This window comes from Rhodococcus koreensis, from assembly GCF_017068375.1.
Taxonomy (GTDB): Bacteria; Actinomycetota; Actinomycetes; order Mycobacteriales; family Mycobacteriaceae; genus Rhodococcus_F; species Rhodococcus_F koreensis.
Map to the genome: position 1 here is coordinate 1,915,597 of NZ_CP070609.1, position 17,059 is coordinate 1,932,655.

A 17,059-nucleotide genomic window follows, 5' to 3' on the forward strand; every position below is an offset into this window, starting at 1 on the left:
GGGATGTCAGTCTCTCCGCTTGGTGGCCGGCTGCAGGACGCTCTGGGCGATGTTGACGACGATGTTGCAGAACAGCACGAACACGATCGCCACCACGAGCGTTCCCTGGACGATCGGAACGTCCCCGCGCAGCGCGGAGTCGGCGGCGAGGCGACCGAAGCCGGGCATGGAGAACATGGTCTCCATCACGACGGCGCCGCCGATGAGCGTGGGGATCTTCATGCCCAGGATCGACAGGGCGGGACCGCTGCCGTTACGCAGGGCGTGCACGAACAGGATCCGTGACGGACCGATGCCCCGCACCACCGCGCCGGTGACGTAGTTCTGATCCAGTTCCGCGACCAGGCCGGTGCGGAGTTGCCGCGCGATATCGGCGACGACGTCCATGCTCAGCGCGATCGCGGGCATGATGATCAACGACAGCCAGCGGCCGAAGTTCTCGTCCGGCGGGACGTACCCGGCCGACGGCAGCCAGTGCAGCCCGACGCTGAAGACGAGGATCAGTCCGATGGAGATGACGAACGGCGGCAGCGTCGACGCCACCGACGTGTAGGCGGTGATCGCCCGGTCGAGCAGGCTGCCCTTGTAGACGGCGGCGAGCACCCCGAGCCCGACACCGAGGACGAGTCCGATGACCAGCGCGACACCCGCGATGGAGGCGCTGACGGCGAGCCGCTCACCGATCAACTCGCTGACCGGGATCTTGCTGAACCACGAGACACCGAGGTCGCCGCTCAGCATGCTCGACATCCAGTCGACGTACTGCTGCCAGACCGGCTTGTCCAGCCCGAACTCGGCGTTGATCCGGGCGATCGTCTCCGGGGTCGCGGCGTCACCGGCGATGCCGGCGGCCGGATTCAGCCCGCTGGCCGCACCGAGCAGAAACGTGATCAGGGTGGAGAACAGGAAGACCGGGACCACGATCAGCACGGTGCCGAGCACAATCCGCGCCGCCGTGCCGAACGCGCCCGCAGGCACCGGGAGAGCGAATGTCCTCCCGGTGCCTGCGGCCTCGATGTCTGCGGTGGTCACGAGACCGTGACGCCTTCCCAGCGAACCTGGGACGGCAGGATGTTCAGGTTCTTCAGGTCCGGGTTGGACACGATGATCCACGGGTTGCTGAAGAGGTAGTTCGTCGGCGACTGCTCGACACCGACCTTGACGGCCTGCCACAACCGCGGCTTGTACTCCGGGTCCTCGAGCGGGGTGCGGCGCACGGTGTCGAGTGCGGCGGAGAACTCCGGCGACGCGTGCGGGCCGCTGAGGTTCATGATGCCTTCCGGACCGTAGACGGCGAGCAGGTTCTGCACCGGGGATTCACGTCCGATGGTGCCGTCCGTGGCCAGCTGCGGGTTCTTCGCGATGTAGACCTCGCTCTGCCACGTCGACGATCCCGGCGGGACCACCTTGATCGTGGACTCGACGCCGATCTTCTTCAGCTGCGACTGCACGAGTTCCGCACGGTTGGTGGCCGCCGACTGCGCCGTGATCTCGATCGACAACTGCCCGGGCGCGTAGCCCGCCTCGGCGAGGAGACGAGATGCCTTGTCGGGGTCGTAGTTCCAGAGCTTCTCGATCTCCGGGTTGAACGCGAGGTAGCCGTCGGGGAACGGCTGGCTGGTGGTGCTCCCCAGCCCGTTCGTGATGACGTCGACGAATGCCTGGCGGTCGAATGCGTAGCGGAACGCCTCGACGATCTTCGGGTTGTCGAACGGGGCCTTGTTGAGGTTGATGGACACGTCGTTCGCTGCGAGCGACGGCTTCACGGTCACGTCGAGACCGGCGGCCTCGGCTTCCTTGGACTGCAACGCAGGCAGCGTCGCGAAGTCGATGGAGCCGGACTGGACACCGGCGACGAGAGTGGCCGGGTCCGGGGCGACGCTGAGTTCGAAGTGGTCGATGTGAATGTTCTCGGCGTCCCAGTAGTTCGGGTTCTTCTCGAAGTACGCGTGATCCTCGGCGACGAAATCGGTGATCGTGAACGGACCGGCCCCGACCGGCCACACGCTGAGCTTCTGCGGGTCGGCGGCCGCCGTCGGGCTGGCGATCGCACCGGTGCGCCCGGCGACCAGGTACGGGATCTGGTAGTCGGCGTCGGCCAGGTGCAGCGTGACGTCGGTGGCGGTGTCTGCCGTGACCTCGGTGACGCCGGCGAGCTGATCGCGCAGGAACGAATCGTCCTGGGTCTTGCCCCGGTCGAAGAACGCCTTCACTGCCTGCGAATCGAGGGTGGTCCCGTCGGAGAACGTCAAACCGTCACGCAGGCTGAACGTCACCGCGGTGCCGTCGGCGTTGTACTTCCAGCTCTCGGCGAGCGACGGTTCGACGTTGCCCTCGGCGTCGAGCCGGGTCAGCGACGCATACGCGAGGCTGATGGTGTTGATGTCGTTTCCGGTCCGGCTCGTCACCGGATCCCACGAGGTGGGGAGGTTGAACGCCCACTTGACCTCGGCGCCGTCCGAACTGCTGCCACCGCCGCACGCGGTGGCCACGAGACCGACGATCACTCCGAATATTACGGCGCCGGCGATCCGCCGGCTCTTCTTGCTCACTGGGTGCTCCTGACCATGCAAAGGGGGGGTGGTGATTCAGACGCTCGCGGACAGCGACGCGGTGGTGCCGGGCAGCGGGGCGGGGTCGATTCCCTCACGCCGCGCACGGGTGTAGCGGTTCTCCGCGAAGGGCAGGCCGAGGTTGCCGCGCAGGGTGTCCTGCTCGTAATCCTCCCGGACCACCCCGCGCTCGCGCAGGATCGGCAGCACCTCGTCGACGAAGCGGCGGAACTGCGCCGGGTGACCGATGTGGATGTTGATGCCGTCGAGGGCGTGACCGTCCAGCCAGCGCTGCAGTTCGTTCGCGACGGTCTCGGCGCTGCCGGTGAACGGCGACGTCTTCGGCGCGTTGAGCGCCTCGACGGTCTGCCGCAGCGTCAGCCCGCGGCCGACGGCGAGGTCGGTGATCTTCTTCGCCTGCGTGTAGAAGCTCCGCTCGGCGTGCTGCAAGGCCTCGGTGGGGAACGGCGCGTCGAGGTCGTACTGCTGGAAGTCGTGCCAGCCGAACGGCCGGCCGAGTTCCCGCAGGGACCTACCGAAGTCGTTGTCCGCCAGCTGGGTCGTGCGTTCGATCTCGCGGGCGTCGGCGTCGGTGTCGCCCACGGTGACGGTGACGCCCGGCAGGATCACGATGTCCTCGGGGGCGCGCCCGTACGCCGCGGCCCGGTTCTTGATGTCAGCGTAGAACGCCGCTCCCGCTTCGAAACTCGGGGCATGCGTGAAGATCCCGTCGGCGATGCGCGCGCCGAGGTCGCGGCCCTGGTCGGAGTCGCCGGCCTGGAAGATCACCGGCTGGCCCTGCCGTGAGCGTTCGATGTTGAGCGGGCCCACCACCGAGAAGTGCTCACCCCGGTGGTCGAGGGTGTGCAGCTTGTCCGCGTCGAGGAAGCGGCGGGCGTCCCGGTCGCGCGGAAACGCGTCGTCCTCGTACGAATCCCACAGCGCCTTGACCACCTCGACGTGTTCGAGTGCCCGGCCGTAGCGGGTGGCGTAGTCGTAATGCTCCTCGAGGCTGTAGTTTCCGGCGGTGCCCGAGTCGCCGCTGGTGACCACGTTCCAGCCTGCGCGGCCGCGGCTGATCAGGTCGAGGGACGCGAACCGTCGCGCGAGGTTGAACGGCTGGTTGAACGACGTGGTCAGGGTGCCGACGAGCCCGATGTGCTCGGTGGCCACGGCGAGCGCCGACAGCAGCGTCAGCGGCTCGAGCCGGTTCAGGTAGTGCGGGGGCGAGTCGGGGGTGATGAACTGGCTGTCGACGATGAACACGAGGTCGAACCGCGCCTGCTCGGCGAGACGCGCGTACTCGATGTACCAGTCGATGTCGACGCTGGCGTCGCCGGGGATCTCCGGGTCCAGCCAGGTGTACGGGTGCCCGGGACCACCTGTGGGGGTGAGGACAGCTCCCAATTTCAGTTGCCGTCTCGTCATGTTCTCGCTCCTTCGTCGTTCGCCGTCAGGCACCTGCCTCGGCACGCCGCGTTGAAGTGTATGGAGCAAACAGACGCGTGCAGAGTATTAAATTCTCGATGTTTCAAAACATATTTCGTATGTCCCGCAGTGCTGCCGAACAAAGTCCGATCAGTCGAAGAACTCGCGCGACGACTCCGCGACAGCCGCCGCGACGACGTCGGCGAGCTGCCCGATCAGCTCGGCGTCGTCGGGCAATTGAGTGGCCGACAGGCGCAGGAGTTGCCGTGCGGGTGACCGCACGAACGACCGCGATCCCGCCCCCACGGAGATGCCCTGCCGCGCCAACGCGACCAGCGCCGCGGTCTCGTCCGACACCGTCACCCACACGACCAGACTGTGCGGGCCCGCGAAAGCCTCGATACCGCGGTCGATCAGGGCCCCGAGCAGCGTCGTGCGCCGCGCGGCGTAGCGTTCGTGCGCCGCCGTGACCGCGTGTTCGGCGTCGGCGCTGCCGATCAGGTGGGCGAGGGTGTTCTGCAGGATCCGGCTGTTCGAGCCGACGCCGTGACTGCGCACCTTCATGGCCTTCTCGATCAGCTCGCGGGAGCCGCCGAGGACGGAGGTCCGCACGTCGATCCCGTACGCCTTGCAGTAACTGCGGATCCGGACGACACGCTGCGGCAGTTCACAGCCCAGCGTCGGCGGTTGCTCCGGTTCGAGCGGTCCGATCGAGTCGTCCTCGACCACCCACACCGCCGGATGCCGTCGCAGCACGTCGGCGAGTTCGCGGGTGCGCCGCGCGCTGACCGCGTGGTCGACGGCGAACGGCGCCCCGGGCTGGAACACGAACGCGACCGCACCGGCCGTCAGGGCCTCGTCGAGCGCGTCCGGCCGGGGACCGTCGCGGTCGGCGCCGACGCCGACCGCATCCAGACCCAGATCGCGGAGGGTGTCGAGCACGCCCGGGCCGAGAGGCTCGTCGACCGCCACCCGGGACCCGGGCGGCGCCGCCGCCTCCACCGCCAGCAGCAGCGCCTCGGTGCCGCCGCCCGCGGTCGCCCACGCCTCCGGTTCGAACGGCCACCCCGGAGCGACGGCATTGCGCAGACGCTCGGTCATCAGTTCCCGCCCGAACACATTCAACGTCTCGGCGTCCAGGCTGGACAACAAAGCGTCGGACAGGGACGGCTGCAGCGCCAGATCCGGTGCATTCTGCGCCAGGTCGACGCCACGCCAGTCAGGGATGCCGCGCTCGGGCACACTGTCGAGCGGCGGTAGAACCACGGTGCCGCCGCGGCGGCGGGTCTGCACGAAACCTTGCTCCTGCAACCGGCCCCACGCGCTGACGATCGCACCGACACTGAGATCGGTCGCCTTCGCGAGTGCGCGGACGGTCGGCAGGCGGTCGCCGGGGCTCAGCTCACCCGACCTGATGAGGTCGGCGACGGCATCGGCGAGTTCCGCGGTGCGGCCGTCGATTCGTTCGAGCAACCACTCCGGAGCAATCGTCTCCGACTCCAGCACCGCTGACATCCACACCCCTTCGATCGACAACCACTACCGGCCCCGCCCCGGGTCATTGCGCGAGTGCGCCCGCCGGTTCGCGGAGGAGGACGTCGGGCGTGCCGGGCAGTCGCAGACGCTCGAGGAACTGCACGATCTCGGCGGCGACGGACCGGTGGGACACGTCGTTGAGAATGTCGTGCCGCCCGTCGTTCACGACGACCACGCGGGCGCCCGGCAACGCGGACGCGACGGCGACGACCTCCGCCGCCGGGCTGAGGACGTCGGCGCCTCCGTGGACGACGAGGACGGGAACCTGCACGTGGGTCAGCGAATCCGCGGTGGCGACCGGCGCTTCCGCGCCGAGCGTGCCCCGGTCGAGAGCATCGTCCGCGGCCAGGACGCCCCGGTGCACCGGACACGCGGAGCGGATCTCGAGTTCGCCGTCCCACCCTCCGGTGAAGGCGTCGGTGCCCGCGACGAGGAGACCCGCGGCCACGACCCCGGACACGGCCGGATGGGTGGCGGCGAGGTCGAGCGCGGTGAGGGCGCCACTGTCCGACCCGACGACGGTGAGCGGGAGACCGGACTCGGCGTCGGCGATCACCCGAGCGGCCGCCGCGGGGTCGTTCTCCACCACCGCGACGCGGTAGCCATCGAACGCGATCCGGCGGGCGAACCTGCGGTACACGTGAGCATGCTCACCTCGGCCGGCGATGACGATCACCGAGCCACGCGCGGTCGCTTCGGGTTCCAGCCAGTCGATGTCCACTGATTACCTCACTCGGGGTGGTTGTTCGCAGGATTGACTGCGTCACCCTGACTCACTCGCGCGCGGCGAAACAAGAGTAATGCTCGAGCAGAACAAAACGCGTGTCTTCTCGTCACACTTCGTGTTTTGTTCCGAACATATTCGTTTTGTGATCGACCCCCGGCCAATCAAGAGTATCGACGAAGGGACAGGCACACCGATGCCCGAGACCACAGGGTTCGCGACCCGGCAGGTCCGCACCGGCTATCAGCCCGGCACGCCGCAGAACACCGCGATCCCCCCGATCTACCAATCGGTTGCCTACGACTTCGGCAGCTTCGACCAGGCACGGGACATCTTTTCCCTGCGCCGCAAGGGAAACCTGTACAGCCGCACCGGGAACCCCACCCAGGCCGTGCTCGAGCAGCGGCTCGCCGACCTCGACGGCGGTGTCGCCGCGCTGGCCACCGGGTCCGGGCAGTCCGCCGTCGCAGTCGCACTGCTCACCCTCGCCAAGTCGGGGCAGCACATCGTCGCGGCGCGGCAACTGTACGGCGGCACGGTCGACCTGCTCACGGACACGTTCGCGGACTTCGGGATCGACGTCACGCTCGTCGACCAGGACGACCTCGACGCCTGGCGTGCGGCCGCGCGCCCCGAGACCCGGGCCTTCTTCGCCGAGACGATCGGCAACCCCGTCGCCTCCGTCCTCGACGTCCGGGCCGTCGCCGACATCGCGCACCAGGCCGGGGTACCGCTGATCGTCGACAACACGATCGCCACCCCGTACCTGCTCCGCCCCAAGGACTTCGGCGCCGACATCGCCGTGTACTCGGCCACCAAGTTCATCGGCGGGCACGGAACGTCGCTGGGCGGGGTGATCGTCGACCTCGGTACATTCGACTTCGGCGCGGAGCCGCGGCGCTGGACCCAGTTCACCGAGCCGTATCCGCGGATCGGCGACCTCGTGCTGTGGGACGAGTTCGGTCGCGACCGGAGCGCGTACCTCGTGTACGCGAAGACGAAGGTCGTCCACGACCTCGGTCCCGCACTGTCCCCGTTCAATTCGTTCCAGCTGCTTCAAGGGCTGGAGACGCTGGACCTGCGGCTGGAGCGGCAAGTCGGTTCGGCGCTGGCGATCGCACAGTTCCTCGACGGTCATCCCGCGGTGGCGAAGGTCAATTACCCCGGACTGCCGGAGAACCGGTGGCACGACGCGGCCCAGCGGTACCTGCCGCGCGGCGCCGGCTCGGTCTTCTCGTTCGACCTCGCCGTCGACGACGCGAAGGTGGCGAAGTTCGTCGACTCGCTGCAACTGTTCGCCATCGTCGCCAACATCGGCGACGCCCGCTCGCTGGTGGTGCACCCCGCCACCACCACGCACAGCCACCTCGACGACACGCAACTCCGCGACGCCGGATTCGGCTACCGCACCGTCCGATTGTCCATCGGACTGGAGAACCTGGAAGACCTCGTCGACGATCTGCGTGCGTCGCTCGACGCCATCACGGAGGAATGACATGCATTTCGGCTACTGGACGCCCATCTACGGCGGGTTTCTGCGCAACCTGGGCGACGAAGGCATGCCCGCCACCTGGGACTACGTCAAAAAGCTGTCGCAGCTGGCGGACCGGCTCGGATACCACACCACCCTCGTCCCCGAGCTCTACCTCAACGACCGCAAGGGCGTCGACGCACCCAGCCTCGAGGCCTGGTCGCTGTCGTCGGCGATCCTCGCGGTCACCGAACAGCTCCGGGTGATGACGGCGGTGCGACCCGGATTCCACCTGCCCGCGGTCACCGCGAAGGAATCGGCCACCATCACCGACATCGCCGGCACCACCGACGCCGGTGCGGCACGGTTCGCGCTCAACGTCGTCGCCGCCTGGTGGGAGGAAGAAGCCCGGCAGTACGGCGGCGCGTTCACCCGGCACGACGACCGGTACCGGCAGGCCACCGAATTCGTCGACGTACTCCGCGGACTCTGGGAGCACACCCCGTTCACCTACCAGGGCGAGCACTTCAGCGTGCGCGACTCGATCCTGTCGCCGAAACCCGCAATCCATCCCCCGGTCTTCGCGGGCGGCGAGAGCGAGAGCGGCCGCGAATCGATCGCGACGTTCGCCGACTCGTACGTGCTGCACGGCGGCACCGTCGACGAGGTGCGCACCAAGATCGCCGACATGAACGCGCGGTCGCAGCGAATCCACCAGCGGGACATGGCCGAATTCGGCATGTCCACCTACATCATCGTGCGCGACACCGAAGCCGAGGCCCGCGCCGAGCTCGAACGCATCACCACCGTCGACCCGCACTCGCCCGGGTACGCGTCGTTCGAGGAGTTCGTGAAGAACTCCGAACTCGACGTCGAACTGTCCAAGCGCGAATACTCCGTCGGCACCCGCGGACTGCGCCCCGACCTTGTCGGCACACCGGAACAGGTCGCGGAGAAGATCCGGGCCTACCAGGACGCCGGCCTCACCCTGCTGCTCATCCAGTGCTCCCCCGCGCACGAGGAACTCGAGCGCATCGCCGAGCAGGTGTTCCCGCTCGTCCCCACCCGTGAGTACTTGTTAACCACCGGCGGTTAACAAGTACTCACGGGGGCCTTGACCGGACCCCTCGTCGCGAGTAAGGATCGAAGAGCGCGAGGGGATTCGTCATGGCAGACATCGAAGTCGACTATTGCGTCGTAGGAGCCGGATTCGCCGGACTGACGGCGGCGCTGCGTCTGAAACAGGCCGGGCACACGGTTGCACTGATGGAGGCCCGCGACCGGATCGGCGGGCGCACGTTCACCGAGACCCGCGACGACGGTTCGTGGATCGACCGCGGCGGCGCGTGGATCGGGCCGGGGCAGGACCGGATCTACGCCCTGATGGACGAATTCGGCGTCCCGAGTTACAAGCAGTACACCGACGGCGACGCCATGATGGTCGTCGACGGCAAGCAGTACCGGTACAAGGGCACGATTCCCCTGACGATGAGTCCCTGGGCCACGGCGAATCTCGGCGCCGTATTCTTCGAACTCGGCCAGATGTGCAAGACGATCCCGCTCGAGGCGCCGTGGGAGGCGAAGAAGGCCGCCAAGTGGGACGCGATCAGTCTCGCGAAATGGCTCGGCGACAACACGTTGTCCAAGCCTGCCCACGACCTTCTCGAGACCGCCGTCGCCGGTTGCTACACGTCCGCCGCATCCGAGGTGTCGATGCTGTTCGTGCTGTATCAGATGGCGTCCGGCGGCGGTCCCGGTTTCGTTCTCGGTGTGAAGGACGCGGCCGAGGATGCGCGGCCGGTCGGCGGGATGGGGGCCGTCTACCGTCCGATGGCAGCCGAGATCGGCGACGCGCTCCACCTGTCGCAACCCGTCCGGGACCTCGCGCAGGACGGCGACGGCGTGACCGTTCGCTCCGGGGACCTGGCCGTGCGGGCGCGGAGAGCGATCGTCGCGGTGCCTCTCGCCATCGCGAGCCAGATCCTCTACGAGCCCCTGCTCCCGATGGATCGGTCGTTCCTGCACCAGAGGATGCCGAGCGGCGCCGTCATGAAGATCGCCGTCGTTTACGACGAACCCTTCTGGCGCGCCGACGGATTGTCGGGGCAGTCGGCGGCCCCCGACTCCCCCGCGACGATCACCATCGACGCCTGCACCGACACCGGACGTCCCGGCGTTCTGTGCGTGATCGTCGAGGGACCGATCGCCCGCACGCTGGGGACGCTGCCGGAAGCGGAGCGGAAGAAGGCGGTGCTCGGCGAGTTGACCGCGAGATTCGGAGCCGCAGCGGCCTCCCCCGTCGACTACATCGAGCAGAACTGGAGCCTGGAGCGGTACTCCGGCGGCGGCATGCTCAGCCACGCACCGACGGGAGTGCTCACCCAGTTCGGCCACGCCCTCCGCGCGCCGTGCGGTCGCATCCACTGGGCGGGCACGGAGAGTTCGTCCGTGATGTGCGGCTGGGTCGACGGCGCCGTCCGCTCCGGTGAACGCGCCGCCCGCGAAGTCACCCAGCGCGACGGCGTGCTGTCACCCGCCCACGCTCAGTAGTAGACGGCGCCCGGCGCACCCCCACCGACCGCAACCGCGTCGCCGGTGATCCCGACGCTGCGCGGCGACGCCAGGAACGTGACGACGTCCGCGACCTCGCTCGCGTCGATCAACCGGTGGATCGAGTTGGTCGCCAGCCGCGACTCCAGTTCGGCAACGGGCACCCCTTCCGCCTCGGACTGCTCCGTCAGCCGGTCGACGAGTCGTTCCGTCCGCGTCAATCCGGGATGCACCACGGTGACGTTGACGCCGTGCGGTCCGAGTTCGTCGGCGAGGTTCTTCGTCAGCGCCGACACCCCGACGTTCCGGACGGTCTGCGCGATGGAGTTGGCCTGGCGTGCACCGAGCCCGCTGATGTTGATGATCCGTCCCCACCCCTGCTCGACGAGGTGCGGTGCCACCGCGCGGGCGGTCCGCAGATAGCCGAGCACCTTGATCTCGAGTTCGCCGCGGACCACGTCGTCGGTGGTGGACGCGAAGTCGCTCGGCTTGCCCGCACTCCACGGTGTGGCCGCCGCGTTCACGAGAATGTCGACGCCGCCGAGTTCGTCCACCGTTCGCTGCACGAGGGCGCGCACCGACTTGTCGTCGCCGGTGTCGGTGGGTACCCCGATGACCCTCCGGCCGGTCTCCTGCGACAGCGTCTTCGCCGCCAGTTCCAGCGCCTCGGCGCCCCTGGCCGCGAGCACCACGTCGACCCCCTCCGACGCGAGGCTGCGCGCGATCGCGAGACCGATTCCGCGGCTGCCGCCGGTGACGACGGCCCGTTTGCCGCTCAGACCGAGATCCATTGTGTTCTCCTCATCTCCGCTGTCCACCCCTCGATTCGAGGGTAGGACCGCGACGGCGGGGAGTCACGGATTCGGTTCAGCGTGAGGCCAATTGCGCTCCGCACCCGTGCGCCTTTCTGGTAGCAGTCACTACCAGAAAGGCGCACGGGCGGCGAAGCCGCCTACCGTTGGATCGACTTGATCTCGAGGAACTCCTCGAAGCCGAGGACGCCCGCCTCGCGACCGATGCCCGACTGCTTGTACCCGCCGAACGGGGCGTTGGTGTTGAACGCGCCGCCGTTCACCTCGACCTGGCCGGCGCGCAATTGCCGCGCGACCCGGTCGGCCCGCTCCTGGTCTCCGGACCACACGCCGGCGGCGAGCCCGTACTCCGTCGCGTTGGCGATCCGCACGGCGTCGTCCTCGTCCTGGTACCCGATGATCGACAGGACGGGACCGAAGATCTCCTCCTTGGCGATGGTCATGTCCTCGGTGACACCGGAGAACACGGTGGGGCCGACGAAGTAGCCGGAATCCTGGCCGGTCTCCCGGCCGTCGAGGACGGCGCGCGCGCCTTCCGCGATGCCCTGTTCGATGAAGCCGCGGACCCGCTTCAGCTGGTTCGAGTTCACCAGCGGCCCGAGCACCGACGTGGCGACCGTCGGGTCGCCGACCGAGTAGTTCTGCGCGACCTTCGCCGCGATGGCGGAGGCCTCGTCCACCTTGTCCGCGGGGACCAGCATCCGGGTGAGCGCCGAACAGGTCTGGCCGGAGTTGAGGAAACACTTGGCCACGCCGTCGGTGACCGCCGTCGTCAGGTCGGCGTCGTCGAGGATGACGTTGGCGGACTTGCCGCCGAGTTCGAGTGCCACCTTCTTCACCGTCTCGGCCGCGACCACCGCGACCCTCTTGCCCGCCCGGGTGGAGCCGGTGAACGAGACCATGTCCACCTCGGGGTGGCCGGCGATCGCCTCGCCCACGACCGGCCCGAATCCGCTGACGAGGTTGAACACGCCTGCCGGCAGACCGATTTCGTCGAAGATGTCGGCGAGGGCATAGGTGGCGAGCGGCGCGACCTCGGTCGGCTTGAGCACCACGGTGCAGCCCGCGGCCAGCGCACCGCCGACCTTCAGCACCACCTGGTGGAGCGGGAAGTTCCACGGGGTGATCGCACCGACGACCCCGATGGGTTCGCGCACGATCAGCGAGTTGCCCACCTCGTGGGCGTCGAAGTCGTAGGTGGCGGCCAGTTCGGCGAACGCGGCGAGGTTCGCGAGGGGCATCCCGATCTGGATGGGCTTCGCGAATCCCAGCGGCATGCCCATGTCGCGGGACACCAGGGCGGTGAAGTCGTCGAGGCGCTCCTTGATCAGGGCGGCCGCCTTCCGGAGGTACTCGCCGCGTTCCGTGCCGCTGAGCGCGGACCATGCGGGGAAGGCGGCTCGTGCGGCAGTCGCGGCGCGATCGACGTCGTCGGGGGTGCCCTCGGCGACCACCGCGATGACGTCCTCCGTGGCCGGGTTGACCACGTCGATCCGGCCCGTCCCCTGCGAATCGACCCAGGATCCGTCGATGTAGATCTTGGTCCGGTCCAGAACTTCGCTCATCGATCTGCCTCCAGTGAAAGTGTCGCGGAAACCTTGCGCCCGCAGCCTACGACCGGAGCCCGCCTGTTCGGGGCGAATGCGATCTCCCCGAACCACCCACCGGGACGCCGCCGATCGCGGACCATCGACGTACGCCGCACAGTCAGCAGGAGGAGCGATCAGATGCGCACGCAGTCACCGGCACGCACCCTTCTCGGAGTACTCGGTATCGCCGCCGCACTCACCGCCTCGGCATGTGGCTCGACGGACGAGTCGGGGACCGCCGAACCCTCGCCCGGCGGCCTCACCTCGACGACTTCGGAGGCGGCCACCACGACAACCACCGCCGCCACCACCACGACCACCACCGCGCCGTCGCCGACCGGGACGACCACTGCGCACCCCGACCGCTGCCTGATCGGCGAACTGCAGGTGACGCTCGGCCAGCCCAGCGGGGCGGCCGGATCGCAGGAGATCCCGCTCATCTTCACCAACACCGGCACCCGCGACTGCATCCTCCACGGATACCCCGGGGTGTCCTACGTCGCGGCCCCGGACGGCCCGCAGGTGGGTGCGGCGGCCGAGAGGGACGGCGGAACGGAGACTCCCGTGACGGTGGCTCCGGGCGCGCGGGCCACCGCTGCGGTGCGTGCGACGGTGGTGCAGAACTATCCCGCCGACACGTGTGGCCCCACGCCGGTCGCGGGTTTCCGGGTGTATCCGCCGAACGACACCGGTTCGGTGTTCCTCCCCTACCCCACCACCGGCTGTTCGCAGACCGGCGTGAAGCAGCTGTCGGTGCAGCCCGTCACGGGGTGACCTTGTTCACCCGCACCGGGTGAATCGGCTCACCCCGGGCCCGACCTACGGTCGGGATAGACGTGGTCGCGCAGGAGGAGGGCGGAGGCATGTTCGAGATCATCCGCGAAGTGCATTCCGAGGTTCGGCACCGCCGCGGCCCGCGGCATCACCATCATCTCCTCACTCGGCCGGAGCGCCGGTGGCGGATCATGAGACACCTCCTGATGTGATCCTCGGGGGCGAGAATCCCTCCCACCAGGACTGTTCCTTGCCTTCGCTCACCATCGGCGCGGATGGGTACTATCCGACGTCGTGACTGACAGCAGGCTGGAATCGGCGAATGTGTCCAGAGACGACTCGGACGAGTCGCCGATCGGGACCCCGCCGCAGTCGTCTCCTCTCGGTCAGTCGGTTCGCTCCGCCCGTCTCCTCGCCATCGTCGCGTCCCTCTTCGGTGTACTGCTCACCTTGTCGCTCCCGTTCCTTCCGGTCGAGCAGGACAGCGCCACCCTCACCTGGCCGCAGAACGGCAGCACCGGAAGCGTCGAGGCACCGCTCGTCTCCTACGCGCCACTGAGCCTCGACGTGCGAATCCCCTGTTCGACGGTCGGCGAACTCGCCGACCGCGGCGGGCTGCTGACCTCCACCGCCCCCGCGGGTGCCGCCGACGCCGGGAGGTACGGACTGGTCGCCAGGGTGAATCCGGCGACCGCGGACGGTCCCGCCGGCGTCGAGGTGGTGCTGCGGAACCAGGTCCTGCTGTCGTCACCGCTGGACGGGCTACCCGCCGATTGCACGCTCGTGGTGTCCTCGGATTCGACGCGGACCACCGCCGGATTCGTGACGGCAGGCCAGGACGCCCCGACCGTCGTCGACGGCGACCTCCGCCCGCAGATGGTGGGCATCTTCAGCGACCTCGACGGGCCGGTGCCCGACGGACTGCAGGTGAGCGCGCAGATCGACAGCCGGTTCTCGTCGACGCCGTCGACGATCAAGTTCGTCGCCATGGTGGTGGGTGCGCTGGCCACGATTCTGGCCCTGGTGGCACTGCACCGGCTCGACAACGTGGACGGTCGCCGGGCACGACGATTCCTGCCCACCCGCTGGTGGTCGTTCGGGGCCGTCGACGCCGTCGTTATCGGCACGCTGGTGCTGTGGCATTTCATCGGCGCCTCCACCTCCGACGACGGCTACCAGTTCAACATGGCCCGCACGTCCGAGGCCGCGGGCTACATGGCCAACTACTTCCGCTGGTACGGCGTCCCCGAGGCGCCGTTCGGGTCCCCCTATTACGACGTCCTCGCGGTGCTGGCGAACATCACACCGGCCAGCCCGTTCGTGCGCCTGCCCGCGCTGCTCGCCGGCATCGTCGCGTGGCTGGTGATCAGCCGTGAGGTGGCACCGCGACTCGGCGCCGCCGTCCGGGGCAACCGGCTCGCGCTGTGGACCGGCGGGCTGGTGTTCCTCGCGTTCTGGCTCCCCTACAACAACGGTCTGCGGCCCGAACCGATCGTCGCGGTGGGCGTGCTGCTCACGTGGTGTTCGGTGGAACGCGCCGTCGCGACCCGTCGGCTGCTGCCCGCCGCGGTGGCGATCCTGGTCGGCGCGGCCACGCTGACCGCGGGACCGTCCGGGTTGATCTGCTTCGGCGCCCTCGTCGCCGGCGCCCGGCCGATCCTGCAGATCGTGATCGCGCGGGCCAAGACCGTGGGCTATCTGGCACTGCTCGCGCCGCTCGTCGCGTCGGGAACCGTGATCCTGGTGGCGGTGTTCGCCGACCAGACCCTCGCCGCCGTCATGGAGATGCAGCACGTGCATGCCATCGGCCCCAACGTCCCCTGGTTCGACGAGTACCTCCGCTACCAGTACCTGTTGAACATCTCCGTCGACGGTTCGCTGTCGCGCCGGTTCGGTGTGTTCGTGATGGTGCTGTCCCTGGCGGTGACGGTGCTGGTGATGCTGCGCAAGGGTGGCCGGATTCCCGGGACCGCGGCCGGACCGTCGCGGCGGCTCATCGGCATCACGCTCGCCGCGATGGGCCTGATGATGTTCACGCCCACCAAGTGGACGCACCACTTCGGTATCTACGCGGGACTCGCCGGGTCGCTCGCCGCCCTGGCGTCGGTGGCGGTGAGCGCCTCCGTGGTGCGCTCGCCACGCAACCGCGCCCTGTTCGCGGCCGCCGTGCTGTTCCTGCTGGCGATGTGTTTCACCAGCACCAACGGGTGGTGGTACGTGTCCAGTTACAGCGTCCCGTGGTGGGACAAGCCGGTGTCGATCGCCGGACTCGGTGCGGGCACGATCCTGCTCGGCGCCACCCTGGTGATGCTGCTGATCGCGGCGTGGTGCTACTTCCGCGAGCCCTACGCGCGCAACGACTCCGTGCGCAAGCGCCGCGTGTGGGCGCTCCCGCCGTTGACGGTGGCGGCCGCCGCGATGGTGCTGTTCGAGGTGCTGTCGATGGCGAAGGGCGCGGTCGCGCAGTACCCGGCGTTCTCCCTCGCACGCTCCAATGTCGACGCCGTCACCGGCGCACCGTGCGGCCTCGCCAACGACGTCCTGCTCGAAACCGATCCCAACGCGTCACTGCTGCAACCGCTGTCCGGTGACGCGGCGACCGCCCTCGCGGGCACCGGCAGCGTCGGCTTCACCCCGAACGGTGTCGCCGGAGACCTGAGCGCCGACGAGGAATCGTCGGATGCGGGTGTCGCCAACTCCGTCAAGACCGACAACACCGAGCAGACGGCGTCGAGCAACGCCGCGGGCACCGGCGGCGGCGCCGGCGCGGTGGGTGTCAACGGCAGTGCCGTGGCATTGCCGTTCGGACTGGACCCCGCGAGCAGCCCGGTCCTCGGCAGTGACGGCAGCGACGGCGACGCGTCGCTGACCACCGGCTGGTACCGGCTGCCCGGTGCCGAATCGGATACCGGTGCCGGTGACCTCGTCTCCATCGCCGCGGCGGGTCGCATCCGCTCCGTCGACGCGGACGGCGTCGTCACCTACGGCCAGAACCTCGAGGTGGAGTACGGCACCGCGCAGCAGGACGGCACGGTCGCGGTCGCAGGACGGGTGACGCCGATCGACATCGGTCCGGCGCCGTCGTGGCGCAATCTGCGGGTTCCGCTCGATTCATTGCCGGCCGATACGGATGTCATCCGGCTGGTGGCGTCGGACACGGACAGCGATCCGCAGCAGTGGCTGGCGGTGACACCGCCGCGGGTTCCGCGGACGCAGACACTGAACGACGTGATCGGATCCGAATCGCCGGTCATGATCGACTGGGCTGTGGGCCTTGCGTTTCCGTGCCAGCGACCGTTCGATCACCGGGCCGGTGTCGCGGAGGCGCCCGAGTACCGGATCCTCCCGGACCGTCCCGGCGCGATCATGACCAGCCTGTGGCAGGACCGGTACGGCGGCGGCCCCCTCGGCTGGATCGAGATGACCCGGGCGAGCCGAACCATACCGTCGTATCTGAAGAACGACTGGGACCGCGACTGGGGCGGAGTGGAGCAGTACTCCCCCCTCGACGCGGGTGCGACGGCCGCGGAGATCGACACCACCCGGACTCAGCGTTCGGGACTGTGGAATCCGGCGCCGATCATCACCGCCTACTGAGCGTCGGTGACGCGCCCGCACCGGGC

The 17,059-nt window shown here is 68.8% G+C and carries 13 protein-coding genes; 5 read left to right on the plus strand and 8 right to left on the minus strand.

The features are described 5' to 3' along the window. Window positions 1-6: 6 nt before the first annotated feature. From JWS14_RS08935 to JWS14_RS08955, 5 genes are all read right to left on the minus strand, one after another. A complete protein-coding gene (locus tag JWS14_RS08935; protein ID WP_095865869.1) occupies window positions 7-1,032 on the minus strand; it encodes an ABC transporter permease in 1,026 nt (341 codons plus the stop codon). Next, entirely contained in the window at window positions 1,029-2,552 is a 1,524-nt protein-coding gene (locus tag JWS14_RS08940; RefSeq protein ID WP_072944104.1) for an ABC transporter substrate-binding protein, read from the minus strand. Before JWS14_RS08940 ends, JWS14_RS08935 begins: the two co-directional genes overlap by 4 nt. A gap of 36 nt (window positions 2,553-2,588) precedes the next feature. After that, window positions 2,589-3,980 carry an LLM class flavin-dependent oxidoreductase gene (locus JWS14_RS08945; protein WP_072944102.1) on the minus strand — a complete coding sequence of 464 codons (1,392 nt, stop codon included), beginning with the start codon at window positions 3,978-3,980 and terminating at the stop codon, window positions 2,589-2,591. Between the two features lie 150 nt (window positions 3,981-4,130). Next, window positions 4,131-5,495 (minus strand): aminotransferase class I/II-fold pyridoxal phosphate-dependent enzyme, encoded by a 1,365-nt coding sequence (locus JWS14_RS08950; protein WP_072944101.1) that lies wholly within the window; start codon window positions 5,493-5,495, stop codon window positions 4,131-4,133. Between the two features lie 43 nt (window positions 5,496-5,538). Further along, window positions 5,539-6,237, minus strand: coding sequence for an alpha/beta hydrolase (locus JWS14_RS08955; RefSeq protein ID WP_206012929.1), 699 nt, complete (start codon window positions 6,235-6,237; stop codon window positions 5,539-5,541). A 199-nt stretch (window positions 6,238-6,436) separates the two neighbouring features. On the opposite strand from JWS14_RS08955, the gene JWS14_RS08960 reads away from it, so the two are divergent. From JWS14_RS08960 to JWS14_RS08970, 3 genes are all read left to right on the plus strand, one after another. Beyond that, window positions 6,437-7,735: an O-acetylhomoserine aminocarboxypropyltransferase/cysteine synthase family protein gene (locus tag JWS14_RS08960; RefSeq protein ID WP_206012930.1), complete on the plus strand. Its 1,299-nt coding sequence runs from the start codon at window positions 6,437-6,439 to the stop codon at window positions 7,733-7,735. 1 nt (window position 7,736) lies between these two features. After that, window positions 7,737-8,807, plus strand: a complete 1,071-nt coding sequence (locus JWS14_RS08965; RefSeq protein WP_206012931.1) for an LLM class flavin-dependent oxidoreductase — start codon at window positions 7,737-7,739, stop codon at window positions 8,805-8,807. 71 nt (window positions 8,808-8,878) lie between these two features. Beyond that, a complete protein-coding gene (locus JWS14_RS08970; protein ID WP_206012932.1) occupies window positions 8,879-10,261 on the plus strand; it encodes a flavin monoamine oxidase family protein in 1,383 nt (460 codons plus the stop codon). Here JWS14_RS08970 and JWS14_RS08975 read toward each other — a convergent pair. Next, window positions 10,255-11,052, minus strand: a complete 798-nt coding sequence (locus JWS14_RS08975) for an SDR family NAD(P)-dependent oxidoreductase (RefSeq protein ID WP_072944092.1) — start codon at window positions 11,050-11,052, stop codon at window positions 10,255-10,257. The two genes, JWS14_RS08970 and JWS14_RS08975, sit on opposite strands and share 7 nt — an antisense overlap. 161 nt (window positions 11,053-11,213) lie before the next feature. Beyond that, the gene (locus JWS14_RS08980; RefSeq protein WP_206012933.1) at window positions 11,214-12,638 is read right to left on the minus strand and encodes an aldehyde dehydrogenase family protein; all 1,425 of its coding nucleotides are present in this window, start codon (window positions 12,636-12,638) and stop codon (window positions 11,214-11,216) included. A 162-nt stretch (window positions 12,639-12,800) separates the two neighbouring features. Here JWS14_RS08980 and JWS14_RS08985 point away from each other — a divergent pair, with 162 nt between their 5' ends. After that, window positions 12,801-13,436 carry a DUF4232 domain-containing protein gene (locus JWS14_RS08985; RefSeq protein WP_206012934.1) on the plus strand — a complete coding sequence of 212 codons (636 nt, stop codon included), beginning with the start codon at window positions 12,801-12,803 and terminating at the stop codon, window positions 13,434-13,436. 29 nt (window positions 13,437-13,465) lie between these two features. Here JWS14_RS08985 and JWS14_RS08990 read toward each other — a convergent pair whose 3' ends face one another. Then, complete coding sequence (locus JWS14_RS08990) at window positions 13,466-13,636, minus strand: hypothetical protein (RefSeq protein ID WP_167372207.1); 171 nt, start codon at window positions 13,634-13,636, stop codon at window positions 13,466-13,468. Between the two features lie 124 nt (window positions 13,637-13,760). On the opposite strand from JWS14_RS08990, the gene JWS14_RS08995 reads away from it, so the two are divergent. After that, window positions 13,761-17,033, plus strand: a complete 3,273-nt coding sequence (locus JWS14_RS08995; RefSeq protein WP_206015952.1) for an arabinosyltransferase domain-containing protein — start codon at window positions 13,761-13,763, stop codon at window positions 17,031-17,033. Window positions 17,034-17,059: the final 26 nt, after the last annotated feature.

What these genes read in the sequence shown, in the direction of transcription:
- JWS14_RS08945 (WP_072944102.1), bottom strand. Translation starts at nt 3,980, where the DNA reads ATGACGAGACGGCAACTGAAATTGGGAGCTGTCCTCACCCCCACAGGT.
- JWS14_RS08950 (WP_072944101.1), bottom strand. Translation starts at nt 5,495, where the DNA reads ATGTCAGCGGTGCTGGAGTCGGAGACGATTGCTCCGGAGTGGTTGCTC.
- JWS14_RS08970 (WP_206012932.1), top strand. Translation starts at nt 8,879, where the DNA reads ATGGCAGACATCGAAGTCGACTATTGCGTCGTAGGAGCCGGATTCGCC.
- JWS14_RS08980 (WP_206012933.1), bottom strand. Translation starts at nt 12,638, where the DNA reads ATGAGCGAAGTTCTGGACCGGACCAAGATCTACATCGACGGATCCTGG.
- JWS14_RS08960 (WP_206012930.1), top strand. Translation starts at nt 6,437, where the DNA reads ATGCCCGAGACCACAGGGTTCGCGACCCGGCAGGTCCGCACCGGCTAT.
- JWS14_RS08985 (WP_206012934.1), top strand. Translation starts at nt 12,801, where the DNA reads ATGCGCACGCAGTCACCGGCACGCACCCTTCTCGGAGTACTCGGTATC.
- JWS14_RS08965 (WP_206012931.1), top strand. Translation starts at nt 7,737, where the DNA reads ATGCATTTCGGCTACTGGACGCCCATCTACGGCGGGTTTCTGCGCAAC.
- JWS14_RS08975 (WP_072944092.1), bottom strand. Translation starts at nt 11,052, where the DNA reads ATGGATCTCGGTCTGAGCGGCAAACGGGCCGTCGTCACCGGCGGCAGC.